At 28.6% G+C, this 13,961-nt stretch carries 9 protein-coding genes; 6 read left to right on the forward strand and 3 right to left on the reverse strand.

Going from position 1 to position 13,961, the window contains the following annotated elements; translation table 11 throughout:
- Position 1: 1 nt before the first annotated feature.
- Positions 2-1,546: a SpoIID/LytB domain-containing protein gene (locus tag Q4A58_RS04445; protein ID WP_303116868.1), complete on the reverse strand. Its 1,545-nt coding sequence runs from the start codon at positions 1,544-1,546 to the stop codon at positions 2-4.
- 18 nt (positions 1,547-1,564) lie between these two features.
- Entirely contained in the window at positions 1,565-2,305 is a 741-nt protein-coding gene (gene kdsB / locus Q4A58_RS04450) for a 3-deoxy-manno-octulosonate cytidylyltransferase (RefSeq protein WP_303116869.1), read from the reverse strand.
- Between the two features lie 120 nt (positions 2,306-2,425).
- Between kdsB and Q4A58_RS04455 the strand changes: the two genes are divergently transcribed.
- The 5 genes from Q4A58_RS04455 to Q4A58_RS04475 all read left to right on the forward strand — a co-directional run bounded on the left by Q4A58_RS04455 (position 2,426) and on the right by Q4A58_RS04475 (position 10,206).
- Entirely contained in the window at positions 2,426-3,046 is a 621-nt protein-coding gene (locus Q4A58_RS04455) for a histidine phosphatase family protein (protein WP_303116870.1), read from the forward strand.
- A gap of 11 nt (positions 3,047-3,057) precedes the next feature.
- The gene (gene trmL / locus Q4A58_RS04460; protein WP_303116872.1) at positions 3,058-3,510 is read left to right on the forward strand and encodes a tRNA (uridine(34)/cytosine(34)/5-carboxymethylaminomethyluridine(34)-2'-O)-methyltransferase TrmL; all 453 of its coding nucleotides are present in this window, start codon (positions 3,058-3,060) and stop codon (positions 3,508-3,510) included.
- Positions 3,511-3,537: 27 nt separating this feature from the next.
- Entirely contained in the window at positions 3,538-4,569 is a 1,032-nt protein-coding gene (locus Q4A58_RS04465) for a low specificity L-threonine aldolase (RefSeq protein WP_303116873.1), read from the forward strand.
- A gap of 304 nt (positions 4,570-4,873) precedes the next feature.
- Positions 4,874-7,105, forward strand: coding sequence for a TonB-dependent receptor (locus Q4A58_RS04470; protein ID WP_303116875.1), 2,232 nt, complete (start codon positions 4,874-4,876; stop codon positions 7,103-7,105).
- A gap of 35 nt (positions 7,106-7,140) precedes the next feature.
- Complete coding sequence (locus Q4A58_RS04475) at positions 7,141-10,206, forward strand: autotransporter outer membrane beta-barrel domain-containing protein (RefSeq protein ID WP_303116877.1); 3,066 nt, start codon at positions 7,141-7,143, stop codon at positions 10,204-10,206.
- A 90-nt stretch (positions 10,207-10,296) separates the two neighbouring features.
- On the opposite strand, the gene Q4A58_RS04480 is transcribed toward Q4A58_RS04475, so the two are convergent.
- Complete coding sequence (locus Q4A58_RS04480; RefSeq protein WP_303116879.1) at positions 10,297-12,276, reverse strand: S9 family peptidase; 1,980 nt, start codon at positions 12,274-12,276, stop codon at positions 10,297-10,299.
- A gap of 214 nt (positions 12,277-12,490) precedes the next feature.
- Here Q4A58_RS04480 and Q4A58_RS04485 point away from each other — a divergent pair.
- Positions 12,491-13,961 (forward strand): AAA family ATPase (locus tag Q4A58_RS04485; protein ID WP_303116880.1); only part of this gene is annotated, 1,471 nt, incomplete at its 3' end.

Here is a 13,961-nt window from a genome sequence, read left to right on the forward strand (position 1 = left end):
CTTACCAAATATCATTTGCAAAACTAGTGAAGCCAGCAGATGTTGAAAAATATTTAGCATCTATTGGTCTATCAGAATGTATAAGAATTTGACTTTCAGTTTCTTCAATGGCTTTAGTAGCATCTTCATTTTCAACTTGATTATTATAAACTTGACTTTCAACAGTATCTTTTATGTGAAAACCATATTGGGCATATTTTTGCTTTTGAATATCGCTTACCGCATAAGTACGAGCTGCAACAGCTTGAGCCTTTAAGGCTTCTAAACCGAAACTTCTTGGCATTTCACTTGGTACGACCTGCAAAAGATATTTTTCAATATCAAGACTATTAATAACTCTAAGTGCTTTCCCTACAGCAGAAATAGTCAAAGTTCCACGATATTTCGGAGCAGATGTATGACCTTTTACAACTGGACTAAGTGTCAGATAGTAACCTTTAGCATAGAAATTTAGTGGTTCATTTGTAGAATAATTTTTTCCTTTTGAAGTGCTTATATTTATTTTTCCACCTTTATTAGCTATATCAACTTTTTGATTTTCATCAAGGCTTATATCAATATCTCCATTAAAGATTCTTAATTTTCCAGAACTTGAAACAGTAAGTTTATTGTGATCCAAATTTCCATTGGATGAAGAAGTTATACCAACTTTAATTTCTGTATTTTTACCTAAAATTTTAGAAACATTTACAAGTTTAGCATCTTTATAGTATCTCTTAAGTATATCTTTATAATCATTTCCTCTTTGAGATAGAGTATATGCTGCATATTGAGGCATTCCTGCTCCATGACCATAGCCTGCACCATAAATATTTATATATCCATTTTCTTCTTCTAAAGCAAGATGTGCAGAAGGTAAAGAAACAACAGAATTTACAAGAGGTTTAGATGAATATTCATTAGTTGTTCCCTTTGCACCTAAAAGTTGATTATTTGTAGCTAATAATCTTCTGACATTGTACTCTTTAGTAAGAAGATATTTACCATTTGAACTTGTGATAAGAAGGTGAGTGATAATACCTGAAACACCTCTTGCAACAACTTCAACATTCTTTACTTTTCCAACCTTGGAAATAGGCTTTTGCACCCAATTATTATTTTCCAAAGTGAATACATTTCTATGATTAGCTTTTGAAATTTCAGCTAATTTAGTTTCAATTTTAGAATAAAGTTCAGCCTTTTTTATACTTGTCTTCCATCTCCAATAAGAAGAGGAGTCACCAAGACCTCTTAAATTTAAATTTTTGTAATATTCTAATACTTTTTTTTCATTGAACTTTTTAAAAAGTGAAAAATTTATAGAACTATCATCATTGTCATTAACAGGAACCAAATAGTCTATCATATTACCGTAATTATTTACTGGAAGAGGTAGACCAAGTTCTTTAAAAGCAGAATATTCTAAATCAACTTTTTTCTTAACAGTTTCACTAGAACCCTTAGGTATATAGACATTTTTTGGTTTTCCTTTAGGTTTTACTGGAGCTTTAGAGCAAGCAAAAAGGAAAAAACAACAAATAATGACATAAAAAATATTTTTTTTCATTTAAATTAGAACCTCCCTTTATTCTAGAACAATATTATTTTTTTCTATATATGTTATAACATCTTTTAAATTTTCTTCCGTATCTACACCAATTAATCTATGTTGAGTTTCTAAGACCTTTATTCTATAACCATTCTCTAAAACTCTCAATTGTTCAAGTGATTCTGTTTTTTCAAGACTGCTCATAGGCATATTAGAATATTCTATGACGAAATTTCTTTTGTAGGCGTATATTCCAATATGTTTAAAATAATTTATGCCCTCATTTTCTCTGGGAAAAGGTATGACAGCTCTTGAAAAATATAAGGCATAGTCATTTTTATCACATATTACTTTTACATTATTTGGATTTTCAATTTCGTTTTTATCAGTTAATTTATGTTTTAAAGTAGCCATAAGTAAGGAGTTATCTTCTTTGAAAGCATCTATTAAGCAGTTAATCATACTAAATTCTATAAGAGGTTCATCACCTTGTATATTTATAATTACATCAAAATCAGCTAATTTTTCGCAGACTTCTGCTATTCTGGAAGTTCCGTTACTATGTTCTGGACTTGTCATAATGGCTTGACCTCCAAAAGATATGACTTCATCATAAATTCTTTTATCATCTGTGGCAACAATTAAAGCATCTAGATTAGATTTTTTAGCTCTTTTATAAACCCATTCTATCATAGTGTGTCCGTGAATTTTTTTTAATGGTTTGCCCTCTAAGCGTGTTGATAAATATCTTGCAGGAATGACACCTAAAAATTTCATATATACCCCCATAACTTTTAAAACTAAATTAAATAAAATTTAGTGCTTATTTTAAAATCAATTTTTTTTTGCTATACTATACTTAAATAATTATAACAAAATATATGGAGGCTTACAACAATGGAAATTTATTTTGTAAGACATGGAGAGACAGTTTGGAATACAGAAAAAAGATTTCAGGGTTTATCAGACTCTCCTTTAACTGAAAAAGGAATAAAGCAAGCAAAGCTTTTAGGTGAAAAATTAAAAGATATATACTTCAATAAATTTTACTCAAGTTCTCTTAAAAGGGCAAATGATACTGCAAATTATATTAAGGGTGACAGAGAACAAGAAGTAGAAATTTTTGAAGAGTTTAATGAAATTTCAATGGGTGAAATGGAAGGTATTCAGCAGGAGGAATTTAAAAAAATCTTTCCTCAGCAACAAGAAGACTTTTTTATTAATCCTGTAAACTACGATCCCAGTCCTTATAAGGGTGAAAGTTTTTTGGAGCTTAGGGAGAGAGTTAAAAGAGGTCTAGAAAAATTTATTGAATTAAATAAGAACTGTGAGAGAGTTTTAGTAGTGAGTCATGGAGCAACATTAAAAACTCTATTTCATTATTTGAGTGGAAAGGATATTTCTGAATTTAAAGATGAAAAAATTCCTAAGAATACAAGTTATACAATAGTGAAATACGAAAATCAAAAATACAATATAATAGATTTTTCAAATATAAGTCATTTGGAAGAACTGTGAAAAGAGGAAAAATGAATATAGTATTACTTAATCCTGAAATCCCATATAATACAGGAAATATTGGTAGAAGTTGTGTTTTAACAAATACTAAGCTTCATCTTATAAAACCGCTTGGGTTTTCTTTAGATGAAAAGCAGATAAAAAGATCAGGTCTTGATTATTGGCACTTAGTAAATCTAAAAATATGGGAATCTTATGAAGAGTTTTTAGAAGCGAATAAAAATGCAAATATTTATTATACTACAACGAAGACAAAACAAAATTATTCAGATATCAAATATAGTTCAGACGACTTTATTATGTTTGGTCCAGAGTCAAGAGGGATACCAGAGGAAATTTTGAATAGAAATAAGGAGAATTGTATTACCATACCTATGATAAAAATGGGTAGATCGTTGAATTTATCAAACTCTGCAGTAATAATTCTATATGAGGCTTTTAGGCAGTTAGATTTCAAATTTTAAATATTAAAAATAAGGGTGGTGTATCTTATGTTGAATTTCGTAAATGATTATAGTACAGGAGCACATCAAAAAATATTGGATACTCTAATTAGTACAAATCTTATTGAAACAGAGGGCTATGGAGAGGATAAGTTTTGTATTGAAGCTAGAGAGTTGATAAAGAAAAAATTTAATTGTAAATCAGCAGCTGTTTATTTTATACCTGGAGGAACTCAGACTAATTTAATAGCTATATCTCATTCTTTAAAACAACATGAAGCTGTCATAGCCTGTGCAACAGGACATATTTCTGTTCATGAAACTGGTGCTATAGAAGCTACAGGTCATAAGATAATAGAAGTTAAGGGAAAAAACTATAAAATAAGTCCTGAAGAAATAAAGTTTGAATGTGAAAGACACTGTGATCATCATATGGTAAAGCCAAAGATGGTTTATATATCTAATGCTACAGAGATGGGGACTGTTTATACTAAAAAAGAATTAGAAGCGATAAAAAAAGTTTGTGAAGAGTATGGACTGTATCTATATCTAGATGGAGCAAGGCTCGCTTCTGCAATTTGTTCTGAAAAAAATGATTTAAATTTAGAAGACTATGCTAAGTATTGTGATATTTTTTATGTTGGTGGAACTAAGTGTGGACTTTTATTTGGAGAAGCTCTTATCATAGTAAACGAAGAAATAAAAAAGGAAATAGAGTATACAGTAAAACAAAAAGGAGCTCTCTTTGCAAAAGGAAGACTTTTGGGTTTACAATTTTTAGAAATGTTTAAGGGAAATTTATATGAGGAAATTGGAACATATTCAAATAAAATGGCAAGAAAAATATCTTCAGCTTTTAAAGAAAAAAAATTTGAATTGCTTGTGGATGATGGAACAAATCAAATATTTGTAAAAATGAATGATGAAGAAATTAAAAAATTAGAAAAATATGTTGCATTTTCAACTTTTCCTCCAGAAAATATGAATGACAAATTTAAGATAGTAAGATTTGTATGTTCGTGGTCTACAAAAGAAAATGATGTAGAAGAGTTTGTAAAAATCATACATAAAATCTTTTAAAAAAATAAATATAATTTAAATAAGAGGGGCTGTGTGTGTACTGACCCCTCTTTTTTAGTGTTTAAGAAATCATAAATTGAATTTAAAAAAATATTGTAAAGCAAAGCTTTTAATATGCTTTATATAAGTTTAGAAGTAAATAAAGTTAAAATTTAAAAATATTTTTCTAAAAAAATTTGACAAATAAAATAATCCTATCTACTATAGGTTGATAAAAATAAAATAGAAAATTTTAAAATATAAAAAGTATTCTTATTTAAGAATATTTTTTTTAAGTTAAGATTTTTAAGAAAGAGGAGAAGGGATGAGAAAGAAATTTTTTAGTTTGTTATTATTTTCAATTCATTTTTTAGCTAGTGCAGAGGAAACTATAAAATTAGAAAAATCAAATATCAATGCAGTTGGTATTGATAAACCCATTGTAAGGGAAAATAAAAATGTTCATATTATAACTCAAGAAAAAATAAGAGAAAAAAAATACAGAAATGTGGAAGAAGTATTGAGAGATGCACCTGGAATTACAGTTCAAAGCACAGCTTTTGGTCCAGTTATAGATATGCGTGGTAGTGGAAATAGAGCACTTAGTAGAGTAAAAGTTATGGTTGATGGAGTTTCTATAAATCCAAACGAAGAAGCTATGGCGTCAGTTCCTATAAATTCTATCCCAGTTGAAGCTATAAGAAAGATAGAAATAATTCCAGGAGGAGGTTCAACTCTATATGGTAGTGGCTCAATGGGTGGTGTTATAAGTATAAGTACTAATTCCAATGCAACTAAAAATAATTATTTTCTGGATTTAAATTATGGCTCATATGATAACAGAAGTATAGGATTTGCTGGAGGGCAAAATTTAAATAAAAAACTTTATATAAATTATGGATTTAGTTATACAAATAGTGAAGCTTACCGTATAGGTGAATCAAAAGATGAAAAAAGTATAATAGGAGGTTTCGATTATAAGCTTAGCCCTCAAGATAGAATAAGATTTCAAGTTAGAGCTAGTAAAAATATTCATGATGGAACTACTGAATTGTACAAATCAGATCTTGCTTTTAACAGAAGAGGAATGGGGTTGAATTTAGATACAGAAACAAAAAATAATAGTCAGATGCTTGATTATGAACATAGATTTAATGATAAATTTACTTTTCTTGCAACTCTGTATAAACAAGAAGAGGAAAGAAAATTAAATACAGAGAGTATAGATGATGTTTTTATACATATATATGGCTTGGGAGCTACAGCATTGGAATACAATTTCTATAATGTGCACTCGCATATGTTTGCAACTTTTAATGAAACTAAAAAGGGAGCGAAATTGAGAGGTAAATATGACTATGCTAAAGGAGAGTTAGTGATTGGCTATGATTATTTAAAGGCAAATATGAAAAGAGATTCAGATGTAAGTTCAGATGTTTTAAAAACTTATATTGATCAATATGGTACAATTTCACCTTTAAATAGAGATAGTTCAGCAGTTACAAATAAAATAAACATAAATATGACTAAAGAGATTCATGGTATTTATGCCTTCAATAAATTTAATGTTACGGATAAGTTTAACATAACCACAGGTCTTAGAGGAGAGTTTACTAATTTTCAAGGTATTAGAAAAAATGGTCCTAATAAAGTTCCAGGTATAACATCGAAAGAAAATATTATAAAGACAGATAGAAGTATGGAGAACTACTCAGGAGAAGTAGGAGCTCTATATAAATACAGTGATTTAGGTAATATCTATGTAAGATATGAAAGAAGTTTTGTAAGCCCATTTCCTTCTCAATTGACAGATAAAGTTCCAGATACAGATTTGGTGAGAAAAAACCAGGCAGGAACAGCAATAGGAAAAGAGGAAGAAAAGAAAATAAAAAAACCAGTTGCAAATATAGCTTCTATATATGAGGATAACAATTTAAAAGCTGAAACTGTTGATACCCTTGAGTTGGGAATAAGAGATTATATATTTGGAACTTTTTTAAGTGCCTCAGCTTTTATGACAGATACTAAAGATGAAATTGTATTGTTGGAAAGTGGAGTAACAAATCCAGCCATTAAGAGATGGCAATATAAAAATATAGGAAAAACTAGAAGAATGGGTTTTGAAATAGGAGCAGAACAGAAATTTGGAAATTTAAGCTTAAGCCAATCTTTTACTTATGTAGATGCGAAAGTAAAAGAAGGAAATACAAAAGCAAATATTAAGAGCGGAGATAGAGTTCCTTTGACTCCTAAAACTAAATTTACTTTGGGTATAAAATATGATTTCACTGAGAGATTTTCTTTAGGTTTGACCTATGTTTACACTGGAGAAAAGGAAATAAAAGAGATGACAGCTAAAGATGAAAGTATAAAATATAGAGTTCCTTCTTACGGAATAATTGATGCTGTAGCGACCTATAAAACAGATGCCTATTCAACATTTAGAGTGGGAGCAAAAAATTTAACAGGAAAAAAATATAATTTAAGAGAGAGTACTTATCAAGCTCTTCCAGCAGCTGAAAGAAGTTTTTATATGGGCTTTACTGCTAAATTTTAATCTTATATAAAATTGTAATCGGAGGAATATTGAAAATGAAAAACTACAGATATAAATTATTTTTTATAACATCTTTATTAATAAGTACAAACCTACTAGCAAGTTACAAGGTTGAGAGAACTTATGAGAATGGAGCTTATGAAGATGTATTATTAAAAAATAAAGGCATAAATAATTTTACTAAAACAAGTGAGGAGAGAATAGATCCTTTAACAGGAAAGAGAAAGCCTCTTTTATCAGAAGCAAATTTTATTCCTATGGCTCAGTTGGACGAAGAAAAAAGATTAGTAAAAGCCAATAAAAAGAAATTTTATAGTATAAATGAGCTTGAAGATTTAGATTCTGAAACTAAAAATACTATAAATAAAGAGCTTAGAACAGCAGATAAAAGATTTTATTTTGGAAATGGTAACAGAATGTTGAACTTAATTTTTCTTGATACAAACGCTTTTGAAGAAGAAACTAAGAAAAATAAAGGAACATTAGTCGATGGAGGATATATATTTCAAGAAAAAATAAAGGGAACAAATGAAAATGCTTATACTTCAATAAGTAAGGAAGAATATGAAAAAAATTATAAAGGTAAGACTAATGATGAAATTGTAAAACATTTAAAAAATCATTTGAAAGATAAAATGAAAATAGATAGTGTAATAAAAAATGGTAAACTGTATGATACAGATGGTAATGAAATTTTTTGGAATGTTAATATAGATGAGCGTGGTGAAGTTTTCACTGAAATAAGCTTATATGAAGAATTTAAAAATAGTAAAAGATATCCTTATTTTTTAAGTACAGATGGAAGTATCTATGTAGACAATAAGAAGTCAGTGATAGAAAAAGGAGTACTCGTACAAGGTAAAAAATTAACAGATACAAAGGAATGGCAGAACTATAATAAAAAAATAGAAGCTGAAATTAAAGCAGGAAAATCTTTAGAGGAAGCAAAGAAAAGTTATTCTAAACAAGCTTTCGAAGAAGATTTAAAAAAATTAGAGAAAGCTTCTTCTGTCCCAGCTGAGGTGAAAGAAAAAAGAATAAAAGAAATAGAAGGAAAATTAAGAGGCATTGATAGATGGTTTGACTATGACATATATATAAGTCGTCATAAATTATCATTAGGTTTAGATTATGCAAAAATAAATGGTAATCCAAAGTACAAGGCTATATTAGCAGAAATAGAAGAACTTTATAAATTAAAAACAGAGGTAGATCCGAGAGTAGCCTTTGATAAAAAATGGGAAGGTTTATACATAAAAGAAGATGGACATGGAAGTGGTATATACGCAGAAGGAAAACTTAGTTTAATTGAAGAGGCTAAATATATAGAATTTCGTGGAAAAGGAAGAGTTGAAGGAACTGTAGACTTAGGAGAGGGTTATAATATTTTATCTATAAGAGAGGCAGTTACGGGTGAGGGAACAAATATTGTTTTTGCTCCTTCTGCAAAGTTAAAAAATGTAACAAAGTTATTAGTAGGAACTCATTTTAATGATGATGTAAAGACCTCTCGTTCAGGGAGATATTCGGTTGCCTTTGAAGTTGAAAAAAATGATACAGAAACACAGAAAGCCAGAAATGAAAAAGGTGAATTAATTCACCATGCTCTTTATAATTCAGATCAAAAAATGCTTTTTAATGATGTGACAAAAGGTTCAGAAAAAACTAAGGATAGGGCTTTACAGTTTATGGTAGCTAACTTTAATAAAGATGAAATTATAAATTTGGGAAGAGCTATGGAATATACTTATTCAACGGATACAGGAATGAGAACGGATATTATGCAAGTAGTTTCTGATTCTATAGCACATGAAATAACAGTTCCTACAAGAAAAGCAAGTCCAGAGGAAATAAAGGCAGGCAAGGCGAGCTTTGAAATAAAAGAAGGACTCTTTAATGATAGGCAAGAGAAGGATTTGATAACAATAAAATCTGATGAATATTGGAAGAATAAAAAAGCCACAAAAGATGGAAGTAATTCAATAGCGATAGTTAAAATAAAAGATAGTATAGAAGGACTAGATCAAAAATATGAGGAATTTTATAAGAGCTTAAAAAACAGTGATTCTTTAGGAACTTTTGCAAGAACATTTACAACAACTAATAAAAAAACACTACAAGGTGGCACAAGAGAAGAAGAAGCACTGTTAGAGTTTAAGAAGATGGCAAAGCAATATACTGAAAAAAATATCTACAGTCGTTTAAATAAATTTGCCAGAGATGAAATGCAATTGTTTTCTATGATAGCATTTCACAATGAAGCAAATATGCTTGGGCAAGGGAATATGCACTATGGAGGTTCTCTTACAAATAGAATAGTGAAGAAAGATATCAAAGGAAATATATCTGGTATGTATATGTTAGTAAGTAGAGATTTAGATTACGATCTACAGGGAGGAATTATTTTTGGGGGTTTTGGAACAAAACTGAATGAAGGTCCTCTTGAATCAACTGCTTCCAAGAATGATACTGTTTACTTAGGAACTTACTTAAATAAAAAATTTGCTTCTTCATTTAATCTTATAGGTGGAATGGCAATACAAAATGGAAGATATGAAGTGAGTAGGATAGCTAAAAATAAATATCAAACATTAAAATTTACAGGTAAAGGAAGAATAAAAGGACTGGATAGCTATTTAGGTTTTGTATACAGTTATCAACTTCCTCGAGAAATTTCATTGAGACTTAAATCTAAATTGTCATATCAATATATAAATCAAGGAGCTATGAAAGAAAATTCTGAAACAGGAGCAGATATCAGTGTAAATAGGCAAAATTTCCAATACCTAACTGCAGAAGTTGGACTGGATTTAACAAAAAAATTATACGAATATGGTATGTTAAGTCAGATGAGAGGAGGAATATCCGTAGTAAGAGGTTTACATGGATATAATAATAAGGATTTAGTTGGAAAGATTAATAACTCAACAAGTTCTTTTAAAATAAGTGGAGATAAGGAAAAAAATAATTTTATAAAAATATCCTTAGGTTATGATGTAATAAGAGATTCAGGGATATTATATGGAATAGAAGGTGGATATATGAAAAACTCTGCTACTGATAATATAGAAATAGGAGCCAAAGTTGGGTATAAATGGTAAGAAATAAGCAGTTATAAATTAAAAAGCCATTGCATATATTTTTAATTTTATAAAAATTTAATTAATAATATGTAATGGCTTTTTAAATTTTTATTTTAGATATTTTTCAAACCAATTTGTAATTTCTTGAAGTCTTTTAATTCTATGTTTAGGTTTTCCACTTCTTGAAAGTTCATGATTTTCACCTTTAAACATACAAAGTCTGGCATCAATTCCGTGATATTTTAGTGCTGTAAACATCTGTAGCCCCTCTGGAAGCCAACATCGGTAATCTTCTTCCGAGTGTATAAAAAGAGTAGGAGTTTTAGCTTTATCTGCATATTTAAGTGGAGAATGCCACCAAAGTTTATCGTGGTTTATCCACGGTGTAGATTGATTTTGATCTGCATTAAAATAGTAGCCTATATCAGTTGTTCCAAATTTTGAAATCCAGTTGGAGATAGACCTTTGTGAAGCAGCACAGCTAAATCTATCAGTATGCCCTATAATCCAGTTGGTCATAAAACCGCCATAAGAACCGCCTGTTACTCCAATTCTATTCTTATCAACAGGATATTTTTCTAGGACTAAATCTGTAAAATTCATTAGATCCTCATAATCGATGGTACCATATTTACCTCTTATATCAGCAAAGACATTGCCTTTTCCATCACTGCCATGTGGATTAGTAAAGAAAACAAAGTATCCCATATTTGCCCAAACCTGCATTTCATGATAGAAAACATAACCATAAACAGTTTTTGGACCTCCATGTATATCAAGTATAGCAGGATAGTTTTTCCCAACCTCAAAATTTACAGGCTTAATTACAAATCCTTCTGTCTTATCTCCATTAGTTTCAAAAATAAATTTTTCAGGCAAAGAAATTTTAAAATTTTCTAAAATTTTATCATTGAAAGTGCTTAGTTTTTCAGATTTTTTATCCTTTAACTCATAAATCTCCTGTAATCTATAGTTATGCATACCTATATATACAACTTTATCATCTACTACATCAAAACAATCTATAGAACCTTCATCCTCAGTTAATATTTTATGCATACCCTGAAGAGAAAGAGAATTTAGATAGGAGCTGTCATTTAAAGTTGAAATAAAATAAAGTTTATCTTTAACTATTTTGAAATTTTTACCTCCACCCAATCTACAGTCACTACCGACAGTATTAGCAAGCCAAGTATCATTTGCATGTAGCAGTTCCAAATTCCCCTCATTAAAAATATAAAGCTGATGATTTTCATTTATTCCAAATTTTTTCATATCAGAAAGAGCCAAAATTATTTTATCCTCTATAAAATTGGCATAACTAAAATTATATCTTCCATCTTCAAAAATATATTTAAATTCTTTGCTTTCTAAATTATAGCTTGCTACATAATTAGTACTTTGTAATTTGTCCTTATATCTTTCAGCAATAAAAATTATTTTTTTATCCTTTAAGTTAAATAAATCAACATTGGTTAATTCGTCAGTAATTGCAGTAAGTTCATTATTAAGTGAGTTGAAGTGATATAATCTATTTCTTTTTTTATTAATAAATCCCTGTCCGTTAAACCAAAATGGAATTTCATCAATTATTTCATAGTCCTTGTTTTCTTCAAATGTTTTGATTGCTTTCTCTCTCTCTTCCCCTTTCAAATTATTTATATTTAAAGAGTTGTTATCAAAGCTTGCAGTCAATATAAAATTATTCTCATCAATCTTTTTTATAGCACTTACTTGCACAGGAATTTTCATATACTCATAAGCTTCTCCACCATTTGCTATATCTATTGCAAAAAAACTAGTCCAAGTTTCTCCAGATTTAATTTTAGTCTGTAAATTTTCATTTCTGTCGGAACTGAAAAGTATTATATCATTATTTAACCAAATAGAATTTTTTTCTTTATTTGTATGAGTAATTTTTCTAAATTTTTTAGTTTTTAAATTATATGTCCAGATGGAATGCCTATAGTTATTTTTTTCTAAATCTGCTTCAGCCAGAGTGAAAGCAAATATTGTTCCCTCTGGATTAAAGTCTAAATTAGAAAGAAATTTATAGTCTAAAAAAGTATTTATTTCTATATTTTTCATTTTTACCTCCCTAATAAATTTAATAATTAAATAGTAACATCTTTTTAGAAAAAATAAAAGTTGATATAAAATTTTTATAGTAGTGTACTAACTTATTTTGTGGTATACTATATTGCTAATTATTAAAAAATAAGGTTTTTTGTTAAATTTATTTATCTGATCTTGATATTGGACAGAGTTTTGTTAGATATTTGAAATAAAAAGTGGAGTTTAAATGTATTTAAAGGCAGTTGAGATAGACGGTTTTAAATCTTTCGGTGAGAAAGTATATATAGATTTTAACAGAGGAATTACATCTATTGTTGGTCCCAATGGTAGTGGGAAATCTAATATTCTTGATGCTGTACTTTGGGTTTTAGGTGAGCAGTCATACAAAAATATTAGGGCAAAAGAAAGTCAAGATGTAATTTTTTCTGGTGGAAAAGAAAAAAAAGCTATGAATAAGGCAGAAGTTTCACTTTATATAGATAATGAAGACAGATATTTAGATATAGACAGTGAAACAGTTAAAATTACAAGAAGAATAAATCTTTCTGGTGAGAATGAATATCTAATAAATGATATCAAATCTAGACTTAAGGATATAGGCAGCCTATTTTTAGATACGGGGATAGGAAAAACTGCATATTCTGTTATAGGGCAAGGCAAAGTAGAAAGAATAATCAACTCCTCTGCTAAGGAAGTTAAAGGTATTATAGAAGAGGCAGCAGGAATAAAAAAATTGCAGGCTAATAAAACTGAAAGTCTTAAAAATTTAATGAATATTGAGAATGAATTGGATAAAGTAGAAATTATTCTCAATGAAACTAGGGAAAATAAGAATAAGATAGAGAAGCAGGCTGAACTAGCTCAAAAATTTTTAAATTTAAGAGAAGAAAAAAATTCTCTAGCTAAAGGTATATATTTAACTGAGCTTGTAGTAAAAGAAAAACAGGCTAAAGATAATGAAGAATTTAAAAGCAAGCTTGAAATATCTTGTAGTGAAATAAGAGAAAAATTTGAAAAAACTAAAAATAGATTAAATTTTATTGAACTTGAAAAAGAAGAAGTCAGAAAAGAAATAAGTAATATAAGCTTAAGAAATAAAGATTTGAGAGATATAATCTCTGAAAAGGAAAAAGAAAAGGCAATAAGTTCAGAAAGAATAGAGAATTTTAAAAAAGAAAGAAATTCAAAAGAAGAGACTAGAAAGAATATAATTCTTAAAATAGAAGTTAAAAAAAGTGATTTAGAGGAAGCTTTTCTCAATCAAGAAAGTCTTAAAAAAAATATAGCAGAAATGGAAATTGAAAATAAGGACTTTGAAGAAAATATATCAAAACTTGAAGAAGAGAAAAAGAAAATTGAAATTTCAATTGAAAGTAAAAACAAGAAAAGAAGAGATTTGGAACTTCAAAAATTGAATGTAGTAAATGATATAGAAATAACAAATAAAAGGATTGCAAGCAGCCAAAGTGAAATAGGGAATTATAGACAGGAATTAGATTTATTAAATCAAAAATATTTGGAAGTTGATGAAAATAAAAAGAATACTAAAAAATTATTAGAAGAAAAAGAAAAAGAACTTTTAAGTATAGAGGAAAGAAATGAATTTTTAGAGAGTCAACTGAGTGAGATTAGTATAAAAATTAATAGAATAGCAGAGCAGATGAGGAACTTGGAGTATGATGAAAAAAGATATTCTG

Source organism: Fusobacterium sp. (genome assembly GCF_030528405.1).
In the GTDB taxonomy this organism is placed as follows: Bacteria; Fusobacteriota; Fusobacteriia; order Fusobacteriales; family Fusobacteriaceae; genus Fusobacterium.